General features: G+C 65.7%; 26 protein-coding genes. 11 read left to right on the forward strand and 15 right to left on the reverse strand.

What is annotated here, in order from left to right; genetic code table 11:
* Window positions 1-57: 57 nt before the first annotated feature.
* The gene (gene mtgA / locus ACZK5G_RS17095) at window positions 58-807 is read right to left on the reverse strand and encodes a monofunctional biosynthetic peptidoglycan transglycosylase (RefSeq protein ID WP_121504651.1); all 750 of its coding nucleotides are present in this window, start codon (window positions 805-807) and stop codon (window positions 58-60) included.
* Window positions 808-884: 77 nt separating this feature from the next.
* Here mtgA and hslO point away from each other — a divergent pair, with 77 nt between their 5' ends.
* From hslO to ACZK5G_RS17110, 3 genes are all read left to right on the forward strand, one after another.
* Entirely contained in the window at window positions 885-1,778 is an 894-nt protein-coding gene (gene hslO, locus ACZK5G_RS17100; RefSeq protein ID WP_071228203.1) for an Hsp33 family molecular chaperone HslO, read from the forward strand.
* 116 nt (window positions 1,779-1,894) lie between these two features.
* Entirely contained in the window at window positions 1,895-2,743 is an 849-nt protein-coding gene (locus ACZK5G_RS17105) for an XOO1806 family protein (RefSeq protein WP_049420960.1), read from the forward strand.
* Between the two features lie 382 nt (window positions 2,744-3,125).
* Window positions 3,126-5,879 carry a TonB-dependent receptor plug domain-containing protein gene (locus ACZK5G_RS17110; protein WP_049420961.1) on the forward strand — a complete coding sequence of 918 codons (2,754 nt, stop codon included), beginning with the start codon at window positions 3,126-3,128 and terminating at the stop codon, window positions 5,877-5,879.
* 137 nt (window positions 5,880-6,016) lie between these two features.
* On the opposite strand, the gene ACZK5G_RS17115 is transcribed toward ACZK5G_RS17110, so the two are convergent.
* Window positions 6,017-6,619 carry a TetR/AcrR family transcriptional regulator gene (locus ACZK5G_RS17115; protein WP_006464233.1) on the reverse strand — a complete coding sequence of 201 codons (603 nt, stop codon included), beginning with the start codon at window positions 6,617-6,619 and terminating at the stop codon, window positions 6,017-6,019.
* A 141-nt stretch (window positions 6,620-6,760) separates the two neighbouring features.
* On the opposite strand from ACZK5G_RS17115, the gene ACZK5G_RS17120 reads away from it, so the two are divergent.
* From ACZK5G_RS17120 to ACZK5G_RS17130, 3 genes are all read left to right on the forward strand, one after another.
* Window positions 6,761-7,678 carry an alpha/beta fold hydrolase gene (locus ACZK5G_RS17120; protein ID WP_032130065.1) on the forward strand — a complete coding sequence of 306 codons (918 nt, stop codon included), beginning with the start codon at window positions 6,761-6,763 and terminating at the stop codon, window positions 7,676-7,678.
* Window positions 7,675-10,152, forward strand: coding sequence for an acyl-CoA dehydrogenase (locus tag ACZK5G_RS17125; protein ID WP_032130064.1), 2,478 nt, complete (start codon window positions 7,675-7,677; stop codon window positions 10,150-10,152). Before ACZK5G_RS17120 ends, ACZK5G_RS17125 begins: the two co-directional genes overlap by 4 nt.
* Window positions 10,153-10,227: 75 nt before the next feature.
* A complete protein-coding gene (locus tag ACZK5G_RS17130; protein WP_049401422.1) occupies window positions 10,228-10,695 on the forward strand; it encodes a hotdog fold domain-containing protein in 468 nt (155 codons plus the stop codon).
* A gap of 503 nt (window positions 10,696-11,198) precedes the next feature.
* On the opposite strand, the gene ACZK5G_RS17135 is transcribed toward ACZK5G_RS17130, so the two are convergent.
* The gene (locus ACZK5G_RS17135; protein ID WP_049401423.1) at window positions 11,199-11,549 is read right to left on the reverse strand and encodes a DUF1304 domain-containing protein; all 351 of its coding nucleotides are present in this window, start codon (window positions 11,547-11,549) and stop codon (window positions 11,199-11,201) included.
* Window positions 11,550-11,627: 78 nt separating this feature from the next.
* The gene (locus tag ACZK5G_RS17140) at window positions 11,628-12,956 is read right to left on the reverse strand and encodes an NTP/NDP exchange transporter (RefSeq protein WP_478464173.1); all 1,329 of its coding nucleotides are present in this window, start codon (window positions 12,954-12,956) and stop codon (window positions 11,628-11,630) included.
* Window positions 12,957-13,242: 286 nt separating this feature from the next.
* On the opposite strand from ACZK5G_RS17140, the gene ACZK5G_RS17145 reads away from it, so the two are divergent.
* Complete coding sequence (locus tag ACZK5G_RS17145) at window positions 13,243-14,640, forward strand: serine hydrolase domain-containing protein (protein WP_032130059.1); 1,398 nt, start codon at window positions 13,243-13,245, stop codon at window positions 14,638-14,640.
* Between the two features lie 107 nt (window positions 14,641-14,747).
* On the opposite strand, the gene ACZK5G_RS17150 is transcribed toward ACZK5G_RS17145, so the two are convergent.
* Window positions 14,748-15,506 carry an SDR family NAD(P)-dependent oxidoreductase gene (locus ACZK5G_RS17150; RefSeq protein WP_478464175.1) on the reverse strand — a complete coding sequence of 253 codons (759 nt, stop codon included), beginning with the start codon at window positions 15,504-15,506 and terminating at the stop codon, window positions 14,748-14,750.
* Window positions 15,507-15,620: 114 nt separating this feature from the next.
* On the opposite strand from ACZK5G_RS17150, the gene ACZK5G_RS17155 reads away from it, so the two are divergent.
* A complete protein-coding gene (locus tag ACZK5G_RS17155) occupies window positions 15,621-16,514 on the forward strand; it encodes a LysR family transcriptional regulator (protein WP_478464177.1) in 894 nt (297 codons plus the stop codon).
* 119 nt (window positions 16,515-16,633) lie between these two features.
* On the opposite strand, the gene ACZK5G_RS17160 is transcribed toward ACZK5G_RS17155, so the two are convergent.
* Window positions 16,634-17,314, reverse strand: coding sequence for a histone (locus ACZK5G_RS17160; RefSeq protein ID WP_182266552.1), 681 nt, complete (start codon window positions 17,312-17,314; stop codon window positions 16,634-16,636).
* 21 nt (window positions 17,315-17,335) lie between these two features.
* Here ACZK5G_RS17160 and ACZK5G_RS17165 point away from each other — a divergent pair, with 21 nt between their 5' ends.
* The gene (locus ACZK5G_RS17165) at window positions 17,336-17,635 is read left to right on the forward strand and encodes a hypothetical protein (RefSeq protein ID WP_182266553.1); all 300 of its coding nucleotides are present in this window, start codon (window positions 17,336-17,338) and stop codon (window positions 17,633-17,635) included.
* Between the two features lie 292 nt (window positions 17,636-17,927).
* Here ACZK5G_RS17165 and gcvH read toward each other — a convergent pair whose 3' ends face one another.
* The 9 genes from gcvH to nudE form a co-directional block, all read right to left on the reverse strand.
* Window positions 17,928-18,323, reverse strand: coding sequence for a glycine cleavage system protein GcvH (gene gcvH / locus ACZK5G_RS17170; RefSeq protein WP_005410701.1), 396 nt, complete (start codon window positions 18,321-18,323; stop codon window positions 17,928-17,930).
* Window positions 18,324-18,416: 93 nt separating this feature from the next.
* Window positions 18,417-19,529, reverse strand: a complete 1,113-nt coding sequence (gene gcvT / locus ACZK5G_RS17175) for a glycine cleavage system aminomethyltransferase GcvT (RefSeq protein WP_032130056.1) — start codon at window positions 19,527-19,529, stop codon at window positions 18,417-18,419.
* A gap of 488 nt (window positions 19,530-20,017) precedes the next feature.
* Window positions 20,018-20,452 carry an NfeD family protein gene (locus ACZK5G_RS17180; RefSeq protein WP_125895565.1) on the reverse strand — a complete coding sequence of 145 codons (435 nt, stop codon included), beginning with the start codon at window positions 20,450-20,452 and terminating at the stop codon, window positions 20,018-20,020.
* Window position 20,453: 1 nt separating this feature from the next.
* The gene (locus tag ACZK5G_RS17185) at window positions 20,454-21,413 is read right to left on the reverse strand and encodes an SPFH domain-containing protein (RefSeq protein WP_478464179.1); all 960 of its coding nucleotides are present in this window, start codon (window positions 21,411-21,413) and stop codon (window positions 20,454-20,456) included.
* 66 nt (window positions 21,414-21,479) lie between these two features.
* Window positions 21,480-21,782, reverse strand: a complete 303-nt coding sequence (locus tag ACZK5G_RS17190; RefSeq protein WP_049422150.1) for an Mpo1-like protein — start codon at window positions 21,780-21,782, stop codon at window positions 21,480-21,482.
* 245 nt (window positions 21,783-22,027) lie between these two features.
* Entirely contained in the window at window positions 22,028-22,357 is a 330-nt protein-coding gene (locus ACZK5G_RS17195; RefSeq protein WP_032130110.1) for a YnfA family protein, read from the reverse strand.
* Complete coding sequence (gene mazG, locus ACZK5G_RS17200) at window positions 22,354-23,193, reverse strand: nucleoside triphosphate pyrophosphohydrolase (RefSeq protein WP_049422149.1); 840 nt, start codon at window positions 23,191-23,193, stop codon at window positions 22,354-22,356. Before mazG ends, ACZK5G_RS17195 begins: the two co-directional genes overlap by 4 nt.
* A gap of 13 nt (window positions 23,194-23,206) precedes the next feature.
* Window positions 23,207-24,010, reverse strand: a complete 804-nt coding sequence (gene cysQ / locus ACZK5G_RS17205) for a 3'(2'),5'-bisphosphate nucleotidase CysQ (RefSeq protein ID WP_478464181.1) — start codon at window positions 24,008-24,010, stop codon at window positions 23,207-23,209.
* On the reverse strand, window positions 24,007-24,570 hold the full coding sequence (gene nudE / locus ACZK5G_RS17210; protein ID WP_478464182.1) for an ADP compounds hydrolase NudE: 564 nt from the start codon (window positions 24,568-24,570) through the stop codon (window positions 24,007-24,009). Before nudE ends, cysQ begins: the two co-directional genes overlap by 4 nt.
* A 77-nt stretch (window positions 24,571-24,647) precedes the next feature.
* Between nudE and bioA the strand changes: the two genes are divergently transcribed.
* Window positions 24,648-26,039: an adenosylmethionine--8-amino-7-oxononanoate transaminase gene (gene bioA / locus ACZK5G_RS17215; protein ID WP_478464184.1), complete on the forward strand. Its 1,392-nt coding sequence runs from the start codon at window positions 24,648-24,650 to the stop codon at window positions 26,037-26,039.
* Window positions 26,030-26,767 carry a 16S rRNA (uracil(1498)-N(3))-methyltransferase gene (locus ACZK5G_RS17220; RefSeq protein WP_478464186.1) on the forward strand — a complete coding sequence of 246 codons (738 nt, stop codon included), beginning with the start codon at window positions 26,030-26,032 and terminating at the stop codon, window positions 26,765-26,767. The genes bioA and ACZK5G_RS17220 overlap by 10 nt, the downstream gene beginning before the upstream one ends.
* The last annotated feature ends 105 nt before the right edge of the window (window positions 26,768-26,872 follow it).

The following is a 26,872-nucleotide window of genomic DNA, read 5'->3' on the forward strand; positions in this document are numbered from 1 at the left end:
GCCCGGATTGTACGTCGCCTGCAGGTGCACGGCCTGCCGCCCCGATGGCAGGTGTCCTCAGTCTTCCGACAGGTACGCCGCGCCGCCCAGCTGCCGAGCCTGGCGCTGGATCCATGCCGCGCGCCGCTGCACGTACGGCCCGGGCTTTGCCGCGTTGTAGCGCCGCGGTGCCGGCAACACCGCCGCCAGCCGTGCACTCTCGGCCGGACTCAACCGGGACGCATCCTTGCCCCAGAACGTCTGCGCCGCTGCCTGCGCGCCATACACGCCATCGCCGAACTCGGCGATGTTGGCGTACATCTCCAGGATGCGCTCCTTCGGCCACAGTGCTTCGATCAGCACCGTGTACCAGACTTCCAGGCCTTTGCGTACCCAGCTGCGGCCCTGCCAGAGGAACAGATTCTTGGCGACCTGCTGGCTGATCGTGCTGGCCCCCCGCAGGCGCCCGCCCTTGGCATTGTGGTCGCGGGCCTTCTCGATTGCCTGCAGGTCGAAGCCGTTGTGGTCGGGGAAGCGCTGGTCCTCCGCGGCCACCAACGAGATCGGCAGGCTCGCTGCCATCTGGTCCAGGTCGCGCCACTGGTAGTGCAGGCGATAGGACCAGTCGGCCTCCCCCAATGCCTCGCCATAGCGCCACAGCATGACCGTGGATACCGGCGGGTCGATGAACCGCAGCACCAGTACCTGCAGGCAGCTGAAAGCGGCCAGCAGCAGCGGCAGCCAGAGCAGCCGTTTCCAGCGCCAGCGCCTGCGCCGCGGGACTTCCGCGATGGCCTCCACCTTGTGCTGCTCTCCCCCTGCCCCCATTACTGGTGCATCCTTCTTCTATCCGGTTGTCGGCGCATTATCCGGCAACCGCCCTCGTTTACGCGCGATGTGAGCCGATGACCGCCAACCCCGATTCCCTGATCCGCTTCCTGCTTCCCGACGCTGGCGTCCGTGGCGTCCACGTGCGCCTGCAGGCGACCTGGCAGGAGATCCTGTCCCACGCCGAGTACCCGGATACCGCCGCCGAACTGCTCGGCGAGGCCTGCGTGGCCTCGGCGCTGTTCACCGGCCACACCAAGATCGATGGCCGCCTCTCGATCCAGCTGCGCAGCAGCACCGCGCTGCGCACCCTGTTTGCCGAGTGCACCGCCGCCGGTACCCTGCGCGGCATCGCCCAGCTCAGCGAGGGCACCGATGCGCCGCGCGACCTGTCCAGCCTGGGTGATGACGCCCTGCTCGCGATCACCATCGAGAACCCGGGCCTGGACCCGCGCGAGCCGCAGCGCTACCAGAGCCTGGTCGCGCTGACCGCACCGGAGCTGGACGAGGCCTTCGAGGACTACTTCCGCCAGTCCGAACAGCTGCCGACCCGCCTGCTGCTGGCCGCCGACCGCAACGGCGCCGCCGGCCTGCTGCTGCAGAAGCTGCCGGGCGACGAGGGTGACGAGGACGGCTGGGCGCGTGCCAGCGCCCTGTTCGAGACCCTGGGCAAGGCCGAGCTGCTGGCGACCCCGGCCGAGCAGCTGCTGCATCGCCTGTTCCACGAAGAGAAGCCGGAACTGATGGGCGGCAAGCCGCTGTCCTTCGCCTGCTCCTGTTCCCGCGAGCGGGTCGCGTCGATGCTGCAGTCGCTGGGCGAGGACGAGGCCCGTGCCGCAGCCGCGGACACCGGCGCCGTCGAGGTCCGTTGCGAATTCTGCGGGCGGGAGTATCACTTTCCTTTGACGGAGTTCGGCATACTGTTCCACGGTGCCGAGGGGACTGTACCGGCGCCTGAACGGCTTCAGTAAACGGCTTGTCTTGCATCTGGGGGGATCAAGGCTTGTTAAGAATTCATAAACACCCTAGGATCAAGTTCCCGTCTCCGCGGGAACTTCCGTTGTCCGTCCCTGTCTGAACTGGTCCGATGCGTACCTTCCTGCGTCTACCGCTGGCCCTGCTGATCGCCCTTGGCGCGATCACGGGCGTGCACGCGCAGAGCAAGGACACCCGGACCGTGCTGCCGGTATGGAACAAGGGCAGCGGCAAGGTCGAGGCCCTGCTGTACCTGGAGCCCACCGGTGAACAGGCCGCCGGCGCCCGCTGGCACTTCGGCCGCAACTCGCTGGATGCGGCCTTCGGCCTGTCCTCCGGCGATTCGCTGGGCCTGCTCTGCAACAGCAGCAGCGGGACCAGCATGAGCGGCCTGGCCAGTCACTGCATGCTGGCCAGCCTGGGTGACGACGACGACCTCAACAGCCGCCGCTTCACCGGTACCGCCGCGCTGAACCGCGGCAGCAGCCGTCTCGGCATCACCGCCGGCACCGGCCGTGAAACGCTGCCGGCGTGGCTGTCCGGCCCGAACAAGACCCCCTCGCTGCGCGCCGAGCAGAACGACCTGACCGTATTCGCGCAGAAGAACATCGGCCGCGAGGGTTTTGTCTCGATTGCCGGTACCTACGCCAAGGCGCGCCTGGTGCCGCTGGCCGACGCCGCACCGTCCATCGTCGACCGCTGGGACAGCAAGAGCCTGAGCATCGGCGCCGGGTACGGCAATTTCACCGGCAGCATCATCGGCCGCGTGATCGACGTGCCGGGCAAGCCCGGCAAGTGGGAGGGCCTGGGCATCGGCCTGACCTGGCGTACCCCGTGGTCTGGCCAACTTACCGTTGGCGCCGAGAACGTGATCAGCCGCGGCAAGAATCCGTTCTCCCCGCGCAATGAAAGCAATGACGACGGCACCGTGCCGTATGTGCGTTACGAACAGGATCTCTGACCCCACCTCCTGGGTCTTCCTGCAGTGACTTCTCCCGGGCGCCGAAAGGCGCCCGTTGCGTATGCGCGTTCGTGATACACGCAGAGCGCTTTTCGACGAATTGGATACCGCGCAATTCACGTCGACATACTGCGATACACATCAACGGAAACTTTTTTCGTCACTTTGCGCTAACAAACGAGACAGAGTGATGTCATCTGCGATTCAACCCCTTGATTTCGTGCATCAATTTTCATTTTTACCAAAATCATAGACTTGATTAACGCAGCTTTAATTCTTGGCGAACGCCCGCTACTATCGGCTCAGCCTCGCGATTTGGGAGCGCTTTTCGCTCCCCCGCCGGGCATTAACCCAGCCAAGATTTCTTGGAGAGAGAGAGCCAATGAATTTCCAGTCCAACAAGCTGCGCGATGCCGTTCTGGTCGCGCTCGTTGCCGGTGTGGCGTCCACTGCCACCGCCCAGGCCCAGGAAGCGACCAACCTTGACCGCATCTCGGTCACCGGTTCGCGCATCAAGAGCACCGACATCGAAACCTCGCAGCCGGTCCTGAGCCTGACCCGCGCCGACATCGACAAGCAGGGCGTGACTTCGGTCGCCGACATCCTGCAGCGCGTTGCCGCCAACGGCGCCGCCCTGAACCGTACCTACAACAACGGCGGTGACGGTTCGGCCGGCGTCAGCCTGCGCAACCTGGGTTCCGAGCGCACCCTGGTACTGGTCAATGGCCGTCGCTGGACCACCGGCCTGGATGGCAGCGTCGACCTGAACACCATTCCGACCGCGATGATCGAGCGCATCGACGTCCTGAAGGACGGCGCATCGACCATCTACGGTTCGGACGCGATCGCCGGCGTGGTGAACATCATCACCAAGCAGAACTTCGACGGCGCTGAAGTCAATGCCTATAAGGGCCAGTACAGCGCCGGCGACGGTGAGCGTGAAGCGTACGACTTCACTCTGGGTACCGTCACCGACCGCGCTTCGATTACCGTCGGTGCGTCCTACGTCAACGAAAAGTCCGTGATGGCCGGTGACCGCAAGATCTCCGCCGGCGGCCCGCCGTTCTACAGCGGTCAGAGCGCGACCGGCATCCCCGGCAACTACACGCGCAACGACGAGCAGTACATCATCCTCAACGGTGTTGAAACCCCGTTTGATCCGAACATCCATGGCTACAACACCGCGCCGGACAACTACCTGCTGACCCCGAATGAGCGCACCTCGCTGTTCGTGCTGGGTTCGTACAACCTGACTGACAACATCACCTTCCGCACCGAGGCGATGTACAACGAGCGCAAGTCCGAGCAGCTGCTGGCCGCCATGCCGGTCACTGGCATGGACCTGAGCGCGGACAGCATGTACAACCCGTATGGCGTCGAACTGGAGGGCGTCAATCGTCGCTTCAATGAATCCGGTGGCCGTTCGTTCAACCAGAACGTCAAGAACTGGCACTTCTACGGTGGTTTCGAAGGCTTCTTCGAGTTCGCCGGCCGCAACTTCGACTGGGATGTCGGCTACCGCTACGACAAGACCGACCAGAACGATCTGACCTACGGTCTGTTCAATGTGCAGCGCCTGGAAGAAGCCTACGGTCCGTCGGCACTGCGCGATGGCAAGCCCGCATGCTTGAACTCGGCGGGTGCCGTCATCGCCGGGTGCGTGCCGATCAATGCGCTGGGTGGTCTGGGTTCGGTCTCGCAGGAAGCGCTGGACTACGTGTCCTTCACCGCACATGACTCAGCGAGCCTTGTGTCGAAGGGTTACTACGCCAACATCTCCGGTGAGATCGTGCAGCTACCGGCCGGTGCGCTGGGCTTCGCTGCCGGCTACGAGTACCGCAAGGAAACCGGTCAGTTTGATCCGGACGCCTTCATTGCCTCGGGCCTGAGCACCGGCAACGGTGCTGCACCGACCAAGGGTGCCTACGACCTGAACGAGTTCTTCGTGGAACTGTCGATCCCGGTGCTGGCCGATCTGCCGGGCGCGAAGCTGCTGGACTTCAGCGTGGCATCGCGCTACTCCGACTACAGCAACTTCGGCAACACCACCAACAACAAGTTCGGCTTCCGCTGGAAGCCGATCGACGACCTGATGATCCGCGGTAACTACTCGGAAGGCTTCCGCGCCCCGAGCATCAACAACCTGTATCGCGGCGATGCTGACTCGTTCGAGAGCTACATCGATCCCTGCTCCTCCAACGCAGGCCTGCGTACCGGTGCGGTTGCTGCGCAATGTGCCGCACAGGGTGTTCCAGCTGGCTTCGTGCAGCCTGGCGCCGGTGCGGGCCGCAAGCAGACGGTTGTGCCGTTCACCTGGCAGGCCAATCCGAACCTGAAGCCTGAGACGTCGACCAGCAAGACGCTGGGCCTGGTATGGAGCCCGAGCTTCGTCACCGGCCTGAACGTCACTCTGGACTGGTGGCAGATCGAGGTTGAAGACGCCATCACCCGTCCGGCGATCCAGGACATCATGAGCAACTGCTACGGCGGCACACCTCAGCAGCAGGCGGCCTACTGCGGCCTGATCACCCGCGATCCAAACTACGGCAGCACCAACCAGCGTTACACCATCACCAACGTCAACATGCCGCTGCAGAACCTGGCGTCGTACAAGGTGGAAGGTTGGGATCTGGGCATCCTGTACAAGTTGCCGGAAACTTCGATCGGCCAGTTCACCATCACTCTGGACGGCACCTACCTGTCCAAGTGGGACACCAAATCGACCCCGGATTCCCCGGTTGATGGTCGTCAGGGTCGCTACCGCGATCAGGACCCTTACTGGCGCATCCGTTCCAATCTGTATGTCGACTGGTCCTACGGGGACTTCGGGGTCAACTACGGCATCCGTTACAAGTCCGGCATGACCGAACCGTGCCCGTTTGATCCAGTCAAGGAACCGGAAACCTTCGCATACTGCTCTGATGGCGCGAAGGGAACGAACCACATTGGTGCCACGACCTACCACGACATCCAGTTCCGCTACAACACGCCGTGGAAGGGCACCATCATGGTCGGCCTGAACAACGCGTGGGACAAGGGCCCGCCGGTTTCGTACTACACCTCGTACAACATGTTCGACCCGCAGTACGACCTGCCGGGCCGCTACATGTACATGCAGTACAAGCAGAAGTTCTGATCGATCCACTGATCAGCTGATGCAGCAACGGCCCCGCAAGGGGCCGTTGTTTTTTGTGCCTGCCAGATTGCGGCAGCACCAACGGAAAAGGCCGCGGCATTGCCGCGGCCTTTCTGCATTCAACGCAGCAACGACGCTCAACCGTTCGGAATCAGCGTCTCGATGAGATGCTCGACATAGGCCTCGAAATCCTCGCGCGCCTGCTTGGGCTGCTGCAGCTGCAGCGACAGCTGGAGGAAGCCGACATAGGCCGCGTAGGCCAGGCGTGCGCGGTGGCGCGCATCGGTCGAGCTGAGCCCTGCCTGGCGGAACGAGGCGATCAGATAGTCGAGGCGGCGCTGCGACACGCGGTCGATCACCGGACGCACCATCGGATGGTCCAGTGCCTTCAGCAGCTCGCTGTAGATGATGTGCGGCTGCACTTCATGCGCCACCATCTGGAACAGCTGGCGCAGGCGCACGCGCGGGTCCGGTACGTCTTCCAGGCTGCCGAACACCTGTTCCTGTTCGAACAGTTCCCAGCGTTCCAGCGCGGCCTGCAGCAAGGCGTCACGCGAGGGGAAATGCCAATAGAAACTGCCCTTGGTCACGCCGAGGCGCCGCGCCAGCGGTTCCACCGCAACGGCGCCTACGCCTTGTTCAGCAATCAGGTCGAGGGCCGCCTGGGCCCAGTCTTCGGCACTCAGGCGGCTGTTGCGGCCGGCGCGCGGTTCGCCGGCGGAAGCGTCAGGTTGATTCATGGGCTGATTTAACCATACGCCGGGGTTCGTTGCAGTACGCCGTTGCGGGCGAAACCGTCAAAGGGCTCTCCCGCAGGGCTGCCGCACCGCACCATACGATGCAGTATTGACTTCCCTCACAAGCGATCCATACTAGCAAGTATGGTTACGTCCCCTACTCCCGCTGCGTTCCATGACCTGCACCTGGAGGCGGCCCATGGTGCCCGCCTCGCCGCCACTGCCAGCGACCACGGTCGTCGTGGCCGGGTGCTGTTCGCGCACGGTTTCGGCCAGACCCGTCACGCCTGGAATGCCACCGCGCGTGCCCTGTCTGCAGCCGGCCTGCAGACGCTGGCTTATGACGCACGTGGTCACGGCGATTCGGACTGGAATGCCGCCGACCTGCCCTATCACGGCGAACAGTTCGCCGATGACCTGATCGTGCTGGCTGGCGAACAGCCACGCCCGCCGGTGCTGGTTGCGGCCTCGATGGGGGGCCTGTTCGGTCTGCTGGCCGAGTCGCGCTGGCCGGGCCTGTTCTCGGCGATGGTGCTGGTCGACATCACCCCGCGCTGGGATACCGCCGGTGTCGAGCGCATCCTCGCCTTCATGACCGCCCATCCCGACGGATTCGCCTCGCTGAGCCAGGCCGCCGACGTGATCTCGGCCTACATGCCGCACCGTCCGCGCAAATCCGAGCAGTCGCTGCGCGCGCTGCTGCGCGAAGACGGTCACGGCCGCTGGCGCTGGCACTGGGATCCGCGCCTGGTGGCCGAACTGGCCCGCGACAGCGAACAGCACCAGGACGCACTGGCCGAAGCCGCGCGCCAGGTAAAGTGCCCGCTGCTGCTGGTCAGCGGCGGTCGCAGCGACCTGGTCACGCCGCAGACCGTGGCCGAATTCCTGGCGTTGGCGCCGCACGCGCGCCATGTACAGCTGCCGCAGGCCACGCACATGGTAGCCGGCGATGACAACGACGCCTTTACCGCTACTGTGTTGGACTATCTGGACGTGTTGCCCGCAGCAGACGCTGCGGCTTCGTCCGCCACAAACGAGCACGTCACCGGAGCACGCTCATGAGCATCGTTCTTCCCTTCCTCGCCCTGCTGCTGGCAGGCGCGTTCGTCGCCTACCACCGCATGCGGCTGGTTACCTGGACGCTGATCAGCGTGGCCCTGCTGGCCGCCTGCTGGTTCATTCCCTACGTCAACCAGACCGCCACGATCGTCGCAGCCGCTGTATTGGCCGTCATCGCCGTGCCGCTGCTGCTGCCGTTCATCCGCAAGCCGCTGCTGACCGGCCCGATGATGAAGGTGTTCCGCAAGGTGCTGCCGCCACTGTCGCAGACCGAGCGCATCGCGCTGGAAACCGGCTCGGTCGGTTTCGAGGGTGAACTGTTCACCGGTGATCCGGACTGGAACATCCTGCTCAACTATCCCAAGCCGCAGCTGACCGCCGAAGAACAGGCCTTCCTCGATGGCCCGGTGGAAGAGCTGTGCACCATGGTCAACGACTGGGAAATCACCCACGTCCACGCTGACCTGCCGCCGGAACTGTGGGCCTTCATCAAGAAGAACAAGTTCTTCGGCATGATCATCCCGAAGGAATACGGCGGCCTGGGCTTCTCTGCGCTGGCCCACCACAAGGTGATCCAGAAGCTGGCGTCGGTGTCTTCGGTGGTCAGCTCCACCGTCGGCGTGCCCAACTCGCTGGGCCCGGGTGAACTGCTGGTGCATTACGGCACCCAGGAACAGAAGGACCAGTACCTGCCGCGCCTGGCCGATGGCCGCGAAGTGCCGTGCTTCGGCCTGACCGGTCCGTTCGCCGGCTCCGACGCCACCTCCATTCCGGACTACGGCATCGTCTGCAAGGGCGAGTGGAACGGCGAGCAGGTGCTCGGCGTCAAGCTGACCTTCGACAAGCGCTACATCACCCTGGCCCCGGTCGCTTCGCTGATCGGCCTGGCCTTCCGCATGTACGATCCGGATGGCCTGATCGGCGATACCCGCGACATCGGCATCACCCTGGGCCTGCTGCCGCGCGACACCGCCGGCGTTGAAATCGGCCGTCGCCACTTCCCGCTGAACTCGACGTTCCAGAACGGTCCGATCCGCGGCAAGGACGTGTTCATCCCGCTGACCCAGCTGATCGGTGGCGCTGCCATGGCCGGCAAGGGCTGGAACATGCTCAACGAGTGCCTGGCCGTGGGCCGCTCGATCACCCTGCCGTCCACCGCCAGCGGCGGTGCCAAGGCCGGTGCCGCGGTGACCGGCGCCTATGCGCGCATCCGCAAGCAGTTCGGCCTGTCGGTCGGCCGCTTCGAAGGCGTGGAAGAAGCGCTGGCCCGCATCGGCGGCAAGGCCTACAAGATCAGTGCGCTGTCGCAGGCCACCGCCGCGGCGGTTGACCGTGGTGACGTGCCGTCGGTGCCGTCGGCGATCGCCAAGTACCACTGCACCAACATGAGCCGCGAAGTGATCTCGGACATGATGGACGTGATCGGCGGCAAGGGCATCATCCTGGGGCCGCGCAACTTCGCCGGCCGCAGCTGGCAGGCCGCGCCGATCGCGATCACCGTGGAAGGCGCCAACATCATGACCCGCAGCCTGCTGATCTTCGGCCAGGGTGCGATCCTCTGCCACCCGTGGGTGCTGAAGGAAATGAAGGCCGCGCAGGATCCGGATACCCGTGCCGGTCTGCAGGAGTTCGATCGCAGCCTGTTCGGCCACATCCGCTATGGCCTCTCCAATGCCGTGCGTTCGTTCTGGTTCGGCCTGACCGGTGCACGCTTCGGTGCTGCCCCGGGTGACGCCTACACCCGCCGCTACTTCCGCAAGCTGGACCGTTACTCGGCCAACCTGGCGCTGATGGCCGACATCTCGATGATGACCCTCGGCGGCAAGCTGAAGTTCAAGGAATCGCTGTCCGGCCGCCTGGGCGATGTGCTGAGCCACGTCTACATGACCAGCGCCATGCTCAAGCGCTACCACGACGAAGGCGCACCGCAGGCCGACCAGCCGCTGCTGGCCTGGGCCTTCCATGACAGCGTGCACAAGATCGAAGAATCGCTGTCGGCCGCGCTGCGCAACTTCCCGATCCGTCCGATCGGTTGGCTGATGTGGGCGTTGATCTTCCCGCTGGGCCGTCGTGCCGAGGCCCCCGGCGACCGCCTGAGCCGCCGTGTTGCCGCTCTGCTGATGGCGCCGAACGAAGCCCGCGACCGTCTGGCCAGCGGCGTGTTCCTGACCCCGTGCGAGAACAACCCGGGCGGCCGTATCAACAGCTACCTGAGCAAGGCGATCATGGCCGAGCCGGTGGAGCGCAAGTTCCTGAAGGCGCTGAAGAGCAAGGGCATCGAAGCGCTGGACTTCAAGAGCCAGCTGGACGAGGCCGTGGCCGAAGGCGTGATCACCCAGGACGAGCGCAGCCTGCTGGAAGAACTGCGTACGCTGACCCTGGACACCATCACCGTGGACGACTTCGACACCCACGAACTGCGCGCGGCCAGCTACTACGACCGCCAGCACAAGGACCCCCATTCGCAGGCGGCCTGATCGCCCGCGACACGCGTTGCCACGACGGCGGGCCTCGGCCCGCCGTCGCTTTATCCGCCGACCGGAACATCAACCATGTCCACGCCCCTGCTCTCGCTTTACCACCGCCTGCAGCGCTGGCCTGCCGGCAACTGGCTGTTCTCACGCGCGGTGTGCTTCAAGGCGCCCTACTTCGCCAGCATTGCGCCACGCATAACCCGTCTGGAGCACGGCCGCTGCGAAGGCACGCTGGCCGACCGCCGCAAGGTGCGCAACCACATCGGCACGGTGCACGCGATCGCGATGTGCAACCTGGCCGAGCTGACCGCCGGGTTGATGGTCGATGCCTCGCTGCCGAAGGGCATGCGCTGGATCCCGAAGGGCATGCAGGTGCAGTACCTGGCCAAGGCACGCGGCATGTTGCATGCAGTGGCGCTGCCGGCGCAGCCGATCGTGGCGACGGCTGAAGGCTACGCGCTGCCGGTGACGGTGAGCGTGCGCGACCGTGTGGGCACCGAGGTGTTCAGCGCGGTGATCGACATGTGGCTGTCGCCGGTGAAGTAGTGTTCCCGCGAACGGCGCAGCCCCTCGTGGGTGGACGCTGAAGGCCGTTCATCGGTTGGGCTGGAGGTGTGGGGCCAGGCGGGGACGCCGTGAATCCGTCCGTGGAGGCTTAGCCGCGCCATCCATGGCGCGGATACCCCGCCCGGCCCCCCCCTCCAGCCTCTGACAGATCTCTGCGGCGTCCACCCACGAAAGAGAAAAAAGAAGAACAAAAGCAAAAGCGGCCCATCGGCCGCTTTTTTCATGCGCGCAGAACCCACGAGCGCAGCGACCCGCTGTTGCTGTTGCTCTTGATCTTCTTTTTCTTCTCCGTGGGCTGGCCGCGCACGGAAACTGTCAGGGGTGGGGCGGGTGGGCCGTGCAGGGGCGTTGGTGCCATGGATGGCGCCATCGAGCTTACATGGACGTACTTGCAGCGTCCCCTGCACGGCCCACCCGCCCCACCAATCACATGAACAGCTCTACGCGACCACCCCACGAGGGGCTGCGCCGTTGGCTGGAAACTACGCCAGCGCGCGAAACACCAACGCCAGAATCGCCGGTACGGCCTGGATCATGAAAATGCGCCGGCTCACGCTGTACGCGCCATAGCACCCGGCCACCACCACGCAGGCCAGCGAGAACGTCACCAGCACCGGCTGATCGATCACCAGCCCCACCACGATGCCCGCCGCCAAGAAGCCGTTGTACAGGCCCTGGTTGGCCGCCAGCACGCGCGTGGTCTCTGCCTTCTCGGGCGTGTTGCGGAAGGTCTTCAGGCCCAGCGGGCGCGTCCACAGGAACATTTCCAGGACCAGGAAATAGACGTGCAGCAGGGCGACCAGCAGGGTCAGGGCGAGTGCGATCCAGTACATGGGCGGTTCCTTGGATAGATGGATGGGGTGATGGGGTCAGAGCCCTCTCCGTGGGAGAGGGAGCCGACCCCGCGCGGCTCAGCGGTCGCGCGGCAGCTTCTTTTCTTCGCGCAGCACACCGAATGCGGCGGCGGTCATGCACGCGGCAGCCACCACGCCACCGATGAACACCACGTGTGAACCAAACAGCGACAAGCCCTTGTGCACCCAGGTGAAGCTCAGGTCGGCACCACGGTAGACCACCGTGTCGATGGCCGCACCGGCCTTGTAGCGCCATTGGCGGTCCACCCGGGTGTAGATGGTTTCGCGTGCCGGCTTGAAGAGCGAGAATTCACTGGCGCGGGTCAGCACCTGCACCACCGCCACCATCATCGGCAGCGGCGATGCGGCCAGCACCGAGAAGCCGATCAGGATGGCGAACGCGGGAATCAGCAGGGCCGGGGCTATGCCGTGGCGCGACAACAGCCAGCGAGTCAGACTCAACTGCAACAGAAGCGTCAGCGCGTTCACCGCCAGGTCGATGCGCGAGAAGAACGCGGTGCTGGCAGCCGGGTCGTTGAAGGCCGCGCGCACGATGCTGGCCTGCTGGTTGTACAACAGGGTGCCCACGCCCACGCCGAACACCACCAGCACGGCCAGCCAGCGCAGCAGCGGCTCGCGTGCGATCAGCTTCAGGCCGTCAAGCACGCTGCCGCCCATCGGCTTCTCGCCCGAGACCAGCTGCTGCTCGCGTTCGCGCAGCACCGCCCAGTGCCGTAACCGCCAGATGCTCAACAAGCAGACAATCAGGAAACCCGCAGACACCAGCATCAGGTTGGCGATGCCCACACGCTGTGCCAGCGCGCTGGTGATGAGCGGGCCCAGGAACGCGCCGATGGTGCCAGCCGCGCCGATGTAGCCGTAATACGCCCGCGCCTGCGCGTTGGAGAACACGTCGGCCATGAAGCTCCAGAACACCGCCACCGCGAACAGGTTGAACACCATCACCCAGAGGAAGAAGGCCATGCCGCGCCCCGGCACGTTGCTGTCGAACAGCGCGTAGAAGCCCAGCAGGGTGACGATGAAGAACCCATACACCGCCGGCAGGAATACCCGCCGCGGAAAGCGGCTGACCAGCCAGCCGTACACCGGCTGCAGCACCAGCATGATCACGAACACGCAGGAGAACAGGAACTGCAGGACGAAATCCTTCAGCGCGATGCCATGGCTGGCGAACCAGGCGATCAGCATCGACGGGAACACCGTTTCCAGGTCGGCCGAGGCGGCCATCGCCTCCCGCACCGGGCGCAGCACGTAGTAGCCGCTGAGCAGGCAGAAGAAGTACAGGAACGACCACCACAGCGCCGGCGACTCACGCAGTGCCGCCGTCAGCCCACGCAACGGCCCCTTGCCCTTCACCGCGCTCACGCGGTGTCCCTCGCCAGAAGACGGCGGTTGGACAGCGGCATGGCAGGCTCCGGGGGCGGTGAAGCGCGTACGTTAGCCAATGCACTGCAACATCGCCAGCAGCAACCACGCAGAACGCCGCAACGCAGTGTCACGGCCCCGCCGGGACGACACGTTCCGACACATGCTTTCGGGGCGTCAAAATTCCAACTTTTTCAACGAGATGCGCATTCATCTTCGCTTTGTTTGTGCACAAGGGAAAAGCGGCGCTAGAATCGCCATCAGCAGTCGCGCACGGGTCTCCACGATGAAAAAGAACAGCCTGCGTCGTCCGATCCGTTCGGCGGCCACCGGTTTGCTGGGCATGTTGATGCCCGTTGCCTTGTCCACCACCGCGCAGACCCCGCCGCCATTGCCGCCGATGCCGGCCAACATCGAATCCGCCGCCACCGCCGTCGCCCACACCCAGCCCGCCGCTTACCGCACCGGCCTGGTGCCGCAGGTGCAGCTGCCGGCGGCCGGCTTCAACGTGGCCAACATCGAATCGATGGCGCAGCAGCTCACCTATGGCGAGCGTGTGCCCGGCATGGCCGTGGCCATCGTGCAGGGTGGCCGCGTACTCAGCGCGCGTGGTTATGGCGTTACCGACGTCAACAACCCGCTGCCGGTCGACGCCCACACCGTGTTCCGCCTGGCATCGCTGTCCAAGGCCTTCGCCGGCACCATGGCCGGACTGCTGGTCAACGATGGCACGCTGCGCTGGGACAGCAAGGTCACCGACTACGTACCGGGCTTCCGCCTGAACTCTCCGGAAGCGACCGATCGCCTGACCGTGGCCGACGTGCTCAGCCATCGCGTCGGCCTGCCGTACAACGCCTACGACCGCGACATCGAAGGCAACGCCGAGTATTACGCACTCACCCAGAAGCTGGCCAATACCAGCCTGAAGTGCCTGCCGGGCGACTGCTACGCCTACCAGAACGTGGCCTTCAGCCTGATCGGCGACGTCGTCTATGCCGCCTCGGGGAGCTTCTACGAGCAGTCGGTCGAGCGCCGCATCTTCAAGCCGCTGGGCATGAACGATGCCAGCCTCGGCCTGGCCGGCATCCAGGCCAGCTCGCGCTGGGCGCGTCCGCACGTGCGCAGCCGCAATGGCTGGGTGTCGCTGACACCGAAGCCGACCTACTACCGCGTCGCCCCGGCCGCCGGCGTCAACGCCAGCGCCAGCGACATGGCGCAGTGGCTGCTGGCCCACACCGGCCATCGCCCGGACGTGCTGCCGGCACCGCTGCTGGCCACCCTGCATTCGAGCCTGATCAACACCCCGGGCGAAATGCGTTCGGGCTGGCGCCGCGAGCGCCTGCATTCGGCCGGCTACGCACTGGGCTGGCGCACCTTCGACTACGCCGGCCACGATGTGGTGTTCCATGCCGGTGCCGTGCAGGGCTATCGCGGCCTGGTCGCGCTGGTACCGGAACGCGATCTCGGCATCGCCATCATGTGGAACGGCGAAAGCGGCCTGCCCAGCGGCCTGCTGCCGACGGTGCTCGATTCCGCGCTCGGCCTGCCGACGCAGCGCTGGCTGGACGTGGACACCGACTTCGGCAGCGACAACCTGATGGCCGAAGGCGCGAGCCCGGCGCAGCAGGACAAGCGCAAGGGCAAGGGTGCTTCGAGCAACCGTGCGGTGGCCTCGCCGCGCTGAGTTGGCGGGCTTCACCGTGTGTGCGAAGGGCGGCCTGCGGGTCGCCCTTTTTGTTGGCAGTTGTAGAGCAAAGCAGTCGAGCACCGCTCGACTCTACAAACGGAAGGCTAATGCGCGAAGTAGTGCATGCCGCCATCCACCGGAATCACCGCGCCGGTGATGTAGCCGGCCAAGGGCGAGGCCAGAAAGGCCACCAGCGGCGCCACCTCCTCCGGATCGCCAAAACGCCCGATCGGAATGTTGCGTTCGATGAACTCACGCCGGCTTTCCTCGGTGGGATGCAGGCGGTCCCGGATCTGAGCACTGTTGATGCGTCCCGGCGCGATTGCATTGACCGTGATGCCCTGTGAGGCCAGCGCCGACGACAGCCCTTTGCTCCACAGATGCAACGCCGCCTTCGCCGCCGTGGCAGCATTCACCGCGCGCGGTTCCATTGAACCGCTGAGGTTGATCACCCGCCCCCAGCCCTGCGCCTGCATCGCCGGCAGCAGTGCCTGGGTCAGGCGTCGTGCCGAAGAGAAGTTCAAGGCCATGGCTTCCTCCCAGACATCATCCCCCGCATCCACCGTGGTCGGCCGGCCTCCTCCAGCCGCATTGACGAGGCTGTCGACACGCGTCAGTGCCGCCGAGGCTGCATCAGCAATGTGGCGTACCTGCTCCGCATCGGTGAGGTCGCCCAGCAGGACGATCGGTGCCGGCGCGCCTGCAGATTCGATCTCTGCCGCCAGTGCATGCAGCGGCTCGGCACGCCGTGCGCTGATCGCAATGCGTACTCCCTGTGCCGCCAGCAGCCTGGCCACACCGGCACCGATGCCACTGCCCGCCCCGGTGATCAGCGCGGTACGCCCTTCAAGCCCCAGATCCATGATGTTCTCCCAATCCGCCAGCCGGTACATCCGGCCCGTGCAGTACATGCTGTTTGATCACCCCTGATTGATAAACTCCGCGCAGGTTTCAGCATTCAACACCCGGGGTGTCAGATGAATCTGCTGGAGAGCATGCAGGTCTACGTGCTGATCGTGGACAAGGGCAGCCTCAGCGCTGCTGCGGCGGCGATGGATATCTCGGCGACGATGGCCGGCAAGCACCTGCGTGCGCTGGAAGCACGGCTGGGGATGCAGCTGTTGAGCCGTACCACCCGGCGCCAGCACATGACGCCCTTCGGCGAGGACTACTACACCCGCTGCCGGGAGATCCTGCGGCTGGTGGAAGAAACGGACGCACAGGCGCAGCACCAGCAGCTGGCACCGGCGGGCACGTTGCGCATCAGTGCGCCGGTGATCTTCGGCACGCACGCACTGGTACCGGCACTGGCCGAATACATGGCGCGCCATCCGGATGTCCGGGTCGAAGTCACGCTGAGCGACCGCGTGGTCGACCTCGCCGAGGAGGGTTTCGAAGCGGCGCTGCGCATCGGCACGCTGGCCGACAGCAGCATGCTGGTGGCGCGTGCGCTGGCACCGTATCGCTTGATGATGTGCGCATCGCCGGCGTACCTGGCCAGGCATGGCACGCCTCGCAGCCTGCAGGACCTCGCCCTGCATCAGTGCCTGTCCTTCGAACCGAGCGCACTCGCACAGTGGCTGCAGGCCGATGCTGGCGAACTCGAGCGTGTGCCTGGCGGCCGGCTGCAGATCAACAACGGCGAAGCGCTGCGCACGGCAGCGCTGCATGGGCTGGGCATCGTGCTGCAGTCGGCACTGCTGCTGGCTGCCGACATCGACACCGGACGCCTGGTGCAACTGCTCCCTGAGTTCGGCCAGACCGGTCGGCCGATGCACGTGGTCTACGCCCACGATCGCTACCACTCGACCCGCCTGCGCAGCTTCCTGGACTTCCTGGTGGAGCGCTTTCCACCGGCGCCGCACCGCTAGCGTCGACCGTCAGAAAAGCAGTCGAGCACGGCTCGACCCTACAAACGGCCCATAAAAAAACCCCCTCCCCGCTGGGCAGTCAGGGAAGGGGGTTTCAGGATGCGGCTATCGGGAAGTACTTAGATCAGCGGCGCCGGGGTTGCCGGCAGAGCGACCGGAGCAGCCTTCTTCTTGCGGGCGGCCGGCTTGCGCTTGGCAACCTTCTTCGCTGCCTTCTTCGGGGCAGCCTTCTTGGTCGCCTTCTTCGCGGTCTTCTTTACTGCCTTCTTGGCGGTCTTCTTGACGGCCTTCTTGGCAGTTGCCTTCTTCGCGACCTTCTTGGCCGGCTTGCGGGCCGTTGCCTTCTTGGCAGTCTTCTTGGTGGCCTTCTTGGCTACCTTCTTGACGGCCTTCTTCGCGGTCTTCTTGACGGCCTTCTTGGCAGTGGACTTCTTGGCTACCTTCTTCGCCGCCTTCTTCACTGCCTTCTTCGCAGTGGTCTTCTTGGCGACCTTCTTCGCAGCCTTCTTCACTGCCTTCTTGGCGGTCGCCTTCTTCGCGACCTTCTTCACTGCCTTCTTGGCAGCGGCCTTCTTCGCGACCTTCTTCACCGCTTTCTTGGCGGCGGGCTTCTTCTTCGCAGCTTTCTTGGTTGCCATGGGATGGCTCCTCGTCAGTGATAGGGAGTTGAAACGCCCAGGTGGATCAAACCCGCGGATGCTGCGTGCGGGGACCGCCGGCGCGTCAGGCGCGCCGTTACGGATGCGGCAATGCCCGCCTCGATCGGCGGAGCGGACATCGGAACGGGAGTTGCCTTGCATTTCTCCGGGGGAAGCGGGGCCATGTCCACCGTCATCAGGGTCGCGGTGGTCTTGAAGGGGCTGCTTCGCATCGGACGATTGATTCTGCGCACTCGGTTGGGCAGGCAAGGTCTGCTGAGGCGAAACCTAATCACGGTTTTTTTTACTGTCAACAACCCCCGCGAAAAATTTTCACATCCGCGCCATCCCGGACGCCGCCCTCGCCACCGCCGTGCGCGCCCTGCAACGACCATTGAAGCGACGCGCACGCGCGCCGCATACGACGAAGTCGATGCGCTCTCTGAACAAAAAACACTTGAAATAAGCACTCTGCGCAGATAGGCACATGTTCCGGACAACAGCGCACGTGCATCGCCGATGGTCACCCGCACCGTCGCCAACGCCAGCACAACGGGGCCGCAACGGGGGGCGAAAAGTTTTCACATTCGATCGCTTCGGCGCGGGGCGGAAACGCGGATTTGCGCAAAACTGCGCACGCTGATCGGCACCGTTCGTCTGTCGGCTGATGCCACGCCAAGGGTGCAGAGCGAACCCGCCGTCATGAGTCCGACGCACTCGCCAAAACAAGAACGGCCACCCGAAGGTGGCCGTTCCAGAACCCGGAAGTGACGACTCAGTGGTCGTCGTTTTCCAGGGCTTCGGCATACGCGTCCGGATCCAGCAGTTCGTTGACCTCTTCAGCGTTGGTCAGTTCGACCACGAACATCCAGCCTTCGCCGTAGGCATCTTCATTGATGGTTTCCGGCTTGTCGGACAGCGCCGAGTTGACCTCGACGACCTTGCCGCTGATCGGGCTGTAGACGTCCGAGGCGGCCTTCACCGACTCGACAACGGCGATCTGCTCGCCAGCCTTTGCGTCGGCGCCGACTTCCGGCAGTTCGACGTAGACCAGGTCACCCAGCAGGCCCTGGGCGTGGTCGGAAATACCGACGGTGACACGGCCATTGCCTTCGACACGGGCCCACTCATGGGACTTGAGGAACTTGAGGTCGCCGGGGATCTCGCTCATGGGACTGCTCCAGAGATATGCAGGGGTGGGAAAAACGGGGCTAGTGTAACCAACCGGCCGCCACTGCTGTCAGTGACGATCGGCAGTTTCGGATCAGGCGTCGGCGAGCACGCCGGGCTGGGCCTGGCCTTCGCGCACGAACGGGAACTTGACCACGCGCACCGGCACCTGCCGGCCACGGATGTCGACGGTGACCTCGCCCAGTTCACCGGCCGGTACACGGGCGAAGGCGATGCCCTTGGCCAGGGTCGGCGAGAAGGTGCCGGACAGGATCTCGCCCTGGCCGCCGGCGGTGGTCACCGCCTGACCATGGCGCAGCACGCCCTTCTCGTCCATCACCAGACCGATCATCTGGCGGGCGGTGCCGGCAGCCTTCTGCGCTTCCAGCACGTCGCGGCCGATGAAGTCGCGACCTTCGTCCAGCGACACGGTCCAGGCCAGCGCCGCTTCGTACGGGCTGATCTCTTCGTCCATGTCCTGGCCGTACAGGTTCATGCCGGCTTCCAGGCGCAGCGTGTCGCGTGCGCCGAGGCCCGCCGGCTTCACGCCCGCCGCCAGCAGGCGGTTCCAGAACGCGACCACGGCGTCCTGCGGCAGCAGGATTTCGAAGCCGTCTTCGCCGGTGTAACCGGTACGGGCGACAAACAGTTCGACGCCGTCATCGGACTGCACCTGCAGGGCGGCGAAACGGCCCAGCTTGGCCAGCGCTGCGCGATCGCTTTCGCGGGCCAGGCCGATGACGATGTCGCGCGCCTGCGGGCCCTGCACGGCGAGGATGGCCAGGTCCGGGCGCTGCTCGACGGTGACGCCGAACGGTGCAGCCTGCTCGCGCAGCCAGGCCAGGTCCTTCTCGCGGGTGGAGGCATTGACCACCATGCGGAAGAAATCGTCGCCCAGGTAGTAGACGATCAGGTCGTCGATGACGCCGCCGCGCGGATTCAGCATGCACGAGTACAGTGCCTTGCCGGTCACCTTCAGCTTGTCGACCGAGTTGGCCAGCAGGCGGCGCAGGAACGGCTTGACCTGGTCACCGCGCAGGTCGACCACGGTCATGTGGCTGACGTCGAACACACCCGACTCGCGACGAACCAGGTGGTGCTCGTCGAGCTGCGAGCCGTAGTGGATGGGCATGTCCCAACCCCCGAAATCGACCATCTTGGCGCCAAGGGCGCGGTGGGTATCGTTGAGCAGCGTCTTCTGGGTCATGACCGGGTCCGGCAGCAGAGGAAACAAGAATCCCCATTATCCCAGATCGGTCGCCCGCAGGTCGCGCCGCAGCGCAGCGGGGTGTTTGGCCGGCCTGCGGCCGACGCCGCTTTCTACAGCTGGAGCGCAAAGCCTGAGTTCATCGGCTCTGGATTGACTCGGCCTGGGCGGGTCGGAGCGAGTGCTTTTGCTCTTTGCTCTTTTTCTTTTTCCGTGGGCTGGACGCGCACGGAAACTGTCGGGGGTCGGACGGGTTGGGTTCGCGGGACCGTTGGCGCCATGGATGGCGCCATCGAGCCCCCATGGGTGAGGGCGCTTTGCTTGCGAAGCACTGCTTCGCAAGCGACCGAACGCGCAGCCGCCAGCGGCTGGGCCGGACCGCGGAGCGGGGTCTACGGCGTGTCCCGCGAACCCAACCCGCCCGACCCAGACACATGAACCGCCTTCCGCGACCACCCACGAGGGGCTCCGCCGTTGGCTGGGAACCCCTAGGCCACCGCTTCGACCAGCAGCGTGCTGCCCTGCACCGCCACCACCCGTACCCACGTACCGGCAGGCAGCTCCGGACCGCTCACCTGCCAGGACGCATCGTCAATGCTGACCCGTCCCTGGCCACCGACGATAGCCTGCTGCAGTACCACCTCCCGGCCGACCAGCTGCTCGGCACGGCGGTTGAGCAACGGCGCATCGCTGGGCCGTGCCCGCGGCCTCCCCCAGCGCCGGTAGCACTGGATCGAGACCACACTCAGCAGGACGAAAGCGATCACCTGCCACAACAGTGGAATGTCGCTGAACACCGCAACCAGTACGAACACTGCCGCCGCGCCAATGCCGATCCACAGCATGAACGCACCCGGCGCCAGCGCTTCGGCCGCGAACAGCAGCAGCGCCAGCGCGCCCCAACCGACGACTTCCCAGCGCATGTCAGCCTCCGAGCGGCGGCGGCCGCTTGCCGGCGGCCTTGTTGTCCTGGCTGGCCAGCGCCTGCTTCGCCAGTTCGGCCACGCCCGCGATCGAACCGATCACGCCACTGGCCTCCATCGGCATCAGCACCAGCTTCTGGTTCGGCGAACTGGCCAGCTCCTTGAACGCTTCCACGTACTTCTGCGCGACAAAGTAGTTGATCGCCTGCACGTCACCCTCGGCAATCGCGGCCGACACCACCTTGGTCGCCATCGCTTCGGCCTCGGCCAGGCGCTCGCGCGCCTCGGCATCGCGGAACGCGGCTTCGCGGCGGCCTTCGGCTTCCAGCACGGTGGCCTGCTTCTCGCCATCGGCGCGCAGGATCTCCGACTGCCGTGAACCCTCTGCCTCGAGGATCTGCGCGCGCTTCTCGCGCTCGGCCTTCATCTGCCGCGCCATCGCATCCAGCAGATCGCGCGGCGGCTGGATGTCGCGGATCTCGATGCGGTTGACCTTCACGCCCCAGGGATTGGTGGCATAGTCGACCACGCTCAGCAGCTGGGCATTGATCACCTCGCGCTGGCTGAGCGATTCATCCAGATCCATCGAACCGATCACCGTACGGATGTTGGTCTGCACCAGGGCGATCATCGCCACTTCCAGGTTGGCCACCTCATAGGCGGCCTTGGCGGCATCCAGTACCTGGAAGAACACCACGCCGTCCACGCGCACGGCGGCGTTGTCCTTGGTGATCACTTCCTGGCTGGGCACGTCCAGCACCTGCTCCATCATGTTCACCTTGCGCCCCACCCCGTACACGATCGGGATCAGGAAATGCAGGCCGGGGGTCATGGTGTGCGTGTAGCGCCCGAAGCGCTCGACGGTCCACTCGTAGCCCTGGGGCACCATCCGTACTGCCTTGAACAGGATCACCACGGCCACGAAGGCCAGTACCACGGTAAAGAACATGGTCGGGAACATCTTGCTTTCCTTATCTATGACGTCCAGGCCCCAGCATAGCGCGTGAAGGCCACATTCACAGCGGAGCTACCAGGGCACGCGCCCGCGCAGGATGTCGGCGAACATCACCCAGTCGCCCATGAACGAGTACAGCGGGTGCTGGAAGGTGGCCGGGCGGTTCTTCTCGAAGAAGAAATGGCCGACCCAGGCGAAGCTGTAACCGCAGAACAGGGCGGCCAGCAACAGCACCGGCTGCCCGCGCAGGATCGCTGCAACGACCAGCAGCAGCACGCCGCAGCTGCCGACGAAGTGCAGCCGGCGCGATACCGGGTGGCGGTGCTCGCTGAGATAGAACGGATAGAACTCGCGGAAGCTGGCGAAGCGGGACATGTGCGTGTTCCGGGGGCCGTGGTCACCGCCATCATGCGCCTTCCCGGGAGGGAAAGCGGCCTGGACAGCGTGGCCGATTCTGACAAGGCAGTGCATGATCCGGTGGCGCTGCCTTTGTAGCGTCGAGCCATGCTCGACTGGCCCTCCCAGTTGCAGGCGAGCATGGCTCGACGCTACATAAGAGCGGAAGCCGTCGAGCATGGCTCGACGCTACAAAAGCCGAAGCGGCCGAACATGGCTCGACGCTACACCGGGGGCGTGCGCGGCCCGAACATGATCACCGCCATGCCGGCCAGGCACAGGGCTGCGCCGAACAGGTCCCAGCGGCTGGGGCGGATGCCATCGACCAGCCACAGCCAGAACAGCGCGGTGCCGATGTAGACACCACCGTAGGCCGCATAGACCCGGCCACTGGCGGTCGGGTGCAGGGTCAGCAGCCAGGCGAACAGGGCCAGGCTGGCGGCAGCCGGCAGCAGCAGCCACACGCTGCCGCCCTTGCGCAGCCACAACCACGGCAGGTAGCAGCCGACAATTTCGGCCAGCGCGGTCAGCAGGAACAGCGCGAGCGTCTTCACGCCTTCTCCGCCGCCTTGGCGTGCTGCCACAGTGCTTCCTGCGCATCCAGGTCCATCGACGCCAGCGCTCCACCCTGGGCGTCAGCCTGCGCTTCCATCGCACGGAAGCGGCGTTCGAACTTGTGGTTGGCCCCGCGCAGCGCCGCACCCAGATCGATATCGGCGTGGCGTGCCAGGTTGGCGCAGACGAACAGCAGATCGCCCAGCTCTTCCTGCAGGCGCGCTTTGTTGCCGGCAATATCGCCGCGCTCGAACTCCTCGCGCAGCTCCTGCAGTTCCTCCGCCGCCTTGTCCAGCACCGGCAACGGGCCCGGCCAGTCGAAACCGACCTTGGCCGCGCGCGACTGCAGCTTCACCGCTCGCTGCCATTCGGGCAGGCCACGCGAGATGCCGGCCAATGCGGAGGTGTCCTGCTCGCCCTTGGCGGCACGCTCGGCACGCTTGATCGCATCCCAGTTACGCGTCACCCCGTCGGCGTCATCGACGCTGACATCGGCGAACACGTGCGGGTGGCGGCGCTGCATCTTGTCGCTGATCGCGCGCGCGACCTCGGCGAAGGCGAAGGCGCCCTGCTCCTCGGCCATGCGCGCATGGAACACCACCTGCAGCAGCAGGTCGCCGAGCTCATCGCAGAGATCATCGAGGTCGCCCCGATCGATGGCATCGGCCACCTCGTAGGCTTCCTCGATGGTGTACGGCGCGATGGTCGCGAAGTTCTGCTCCAGGTCCCAGGGGCAGCCGCCCTGCGGATCGCGCAGGCGCGCCATGATCGCCAGCAGGCGTTCCAGTTCGTTGCTGGCTGCACTGCCGGCGATGGGGGTGTCATGCGCGCTCATGCGGCCTCCAGGGTCAGTCGGACAACCAGTCGCGCCACGGCAGGCTGGTATCACCAAGGGCAATGAAATCGCCGTTCAACAGGGTCTCGCGGCGGTTGTAGCGGAACGGCTTGCCGGTCGCTGCCGACAGTACCGCACCGCCGGCGGCGTGCAGTACGCACTGGCCGGCGGCGGTATCCCATTCGGAGGTCGGGCCCAGACGCGGATAGACATCCAAGCCACCTTCGGCGATCCGGCAGAATTTCAGCGACGAGCCCTGCGCGATGGTCTCGATGCGGCCCATGCGCGCCAGCAGCGCCTCGGTTTCCGGTGAGCGGTGCGAGCGGCTGGCGGCAACCCGCAGCGGTGCGGTGGCCGGCGTGCGGGTGCGCAGCACGGTGTCGTGCAGGCCCTGGCGACGGTATGCCAGCTCACCACGCATGGCATGCCAGACGATGCCGGTGACCGGCGCCAGCACCACGCCGAAGGCCGGTGCGCCCTGGTAGATCAGCGCGATGTTGACGCTGAACTCGCCGTTGCGCTTGACGAACTCACGGGTGCCATCGAGCGGATCGACCAGCCAGTAGGCGCCCCAGTGGCGGCGTTGCTCCCACGTGACCTGGGCCGACTCCTCGGACAGGATCGGCAGATCCGGGGTCAGCTGCTGCAGGCCCTGCTCGATGACCTGGTTGGCGGCCAGGTCGGCGGCGGTGACCGGGCTGTTGTCGTCCTTGAGCTGCACGTCGAAGCCATCGGCATAGACCTGCATGATGGCCTGTCCGGCTTCCTGGGCAATGGCGATGGCGGTCTCGCGCAGGTCCGTGGTCAGTTTGATCATCGCAATCCCTGCAGCCACTGGCGGGCGATGAACAGCGCCGCCAGCGAGCGTCCCTCGGAGAAGTCCTCGCGCAGCATCAGCTGGTCCAGCTCGGCCAGCTTCCACGGGACGACTTCCAGCTCTTCCGGCTCGTCGCCGGCCAGCTTTTCCGGGTACAGGTCGCGCGCCACCACCAGCCACGACTGGTGGCTCATGTAGGTCGGGGCCAGGGTCATCGCGCGCAGCACATCCACCCGGCGCGCGCCGTAACCGGCCTCTTCCTTCAGTTCGCGGTCCGCGGCCTGCTCGGGGGTCTCGCCGGCGTCGATCCGACCCTTGACCAGGCCCAGCTCGTAGCGGTGCATGCCGGCGGCGTATTCACGTACCAGCAGCACGGTCTCGTCGTCGAGCATCGGCACCACCACCACCGCGCCATGCCCCCGGCTGACCAGCCGCTCGAAGCGGCGGCGTTCGCCGTTGGAGAACTCCAGGTCCAGGTGCTGGCGCTGGAAGGGACCGTTCTCCTCATCGGTGATCCGATGGATGATCGGCAAGCGACGGCCGACACGGTCATCGTTCATGCGGAATCTCCGCGGCGGCCGGCGCCTGCGCCGGGGCCGATAGAATGTGCAGGCAGCAACATGTTCATGAGCCCGAAATGCTAGCAGACCCAACCCCCTCCCCGCTGGTCGAGCACTGGCGGCAACGCGACCTCAAGGTGCTGTGGCACCCGTGCACGCAGATGCGCGAGCATCCGCACACCCTGCCACTGGTCCCGATCGCACGCGGCCAGGGCGCCTGGTTGTTCGACCACGACGGCAACCGCTACCTGGACGCGGTCAGCAGCTGGTGGACCAACCTGTTCGGCCATGCCGAGCCGCGCATCGGCGGTGCCATTGCCGCCCAGGCCGGGCAGCTGGAACAGGTGATGCTGGCCGGCTTCGGCCACGAGCCGGCGATCACCCTGGCCGAACGCCTGCTGGCGCTGGCGCCGCGGCAGCCCGGCCGCGAGCCGCTGGCCAAGGTGTTCTACGCCGACAACGGTTCAGCTGGCGTGGAAGTGGCGCTGAAGATGGCATTCCAGTACTTCCAGAACCGCGGAGAGCCGCGGCGCACGCGCTTCATCGCGCTGGAGAACGGCTACCACGGCGAGACCCTGGGCGCGCTGGCGCTGGGTGACATCCCGCTGTATCGCCGCGTCTATGCGCCGCTGCTGGCCGAAGGCCTGTTCGCGCCCTCGCCCGACGCTTACCTGGCCGAGCCGGGCCAGAGTGCGGCAGATCGCGCGCGGCAGGCCGCGGATGGACTGGCCACACTGTTCGACCAGCATCCGGGCGAGATCTGTGCGGTGATCCTGGAGCCGCGCCTGCAGTGCGCGGGCGGCATGCGCATGCATGACCCGGTGTACCTGCAGCGGGTTCGCGAACTGTGTGATGCGCACGGTGCATTCATGATCGCCGACGAGATCGCCACAGGCTTCGGCCGCACCGGCACCCTGTTCGCCTGCGAGCAGGCCGGCGTGATGCCGGACCTGATGTGCCTGTCCAAGGGCCTGACCGGCGGCTTCCTGCCGCTGGCCGCGGTACTGGCCACGCAGACGCTGTACGACACCTTCCTTGATGACTCGCGCGAGCGTGCGTTCCTGCACTCGCACAGCTACACCGGCAACCCGCTGGCCTGCGCCGCAGCGCTGGCGACGCTGGACATCTTCCGCGACGACGATGTGATCGCGCGCAACCGGGGCATCGCCTCGGTGATGGGCACGCTGGCGGCTCCGTTTGCCGACCACCCGCACATGGCCGACGTGCGCCAGGCCGGCATGGTGGTGGCGTTCGAGCTGTCGCGCGATGGCAACAAGCGCCCCCCGTTCGACCCGGCCATGCGGCTGGGCCTGCACGCCTACAAGGCCGCGCTGAAACGTGGCGTGGTGCTGCGTCCGCTGGGCGACGTGCTGTACTGGATGCCACCCTATTGCGTGGATGACGAACAACTGGAGCTGCTGGCACATACCACGCTGGCGGCGATTGACGAGGCGATTGCATGCGCGTGACCCGCTGCCCCATCGACCTGGCGCTGCACAGCGGCCAGACCGTGACCCTGCCGGAAGAGACCGCCAACCATCTGGTGCGGGTGATGCGCCTGCGCGAGGGCGATACCTGTGTGCTGTTCAACGGCGACGGCCATGACTACCGCGCCACGCTGACCGTGGCCGGCAAGCGCGAAGTGCAGGTGCGCATCGACGCCGTGCAGGCCATCGACAACGAATCGCCGCTGACGATCACCCTGCTGCAGGGCATCGCCCGTGGCGAGAAGATGGACCTGATCCTGCAGAAAGCCACCGAACTGGGCGTGGCGGCGATCATTCCGGTCAACGCCGAGCGCACCGAGGTGAAGCTGGATGCAGCACGGGCGGAGAAGCGCGTGGCGCACTGGAACAATGTGGTGACCTCGGCCTGCGGCCAGTCCGGGCGCGCGCGCATTCCGCAGGTGGGATCACCGCTGTCGCTGGCGCAGGCGGCAGCGGCACTGCCGGTGGATACGCTGCGGTTGACCCTGGACCCGCTGGGCACACATCGCTTGTCGACGCTGGCGGCCGCTCCGGCAGGCGGCATCGTGATCGCGATCGGCCCGGAAGGTGGCTGGTCGCCGCGCGACCGGGATCAGTTGGCGGCGGCAGGATTCCAGGGCCTGCAGCTGGGCCCGCGCATCCTGCGCACGGAAACGGCCGGCCTGGCCGCGATTGCAGCGTTGCAGGCACGGTTGGGGGATCTGGGGTAAGGCCCGATTCCTGGTAGTGCCGGCCGCTGGCCGGCCTCCACGGAATCATGCGGTTGCCGGCCAGCGGCCGGCACTACCAGGAATTCAAAATGCCCGGCGGATGTC

The sequence above is a fragment of the Stenotrophomonas sp. 62841_Sma genome, assembly GCF_056482945.1.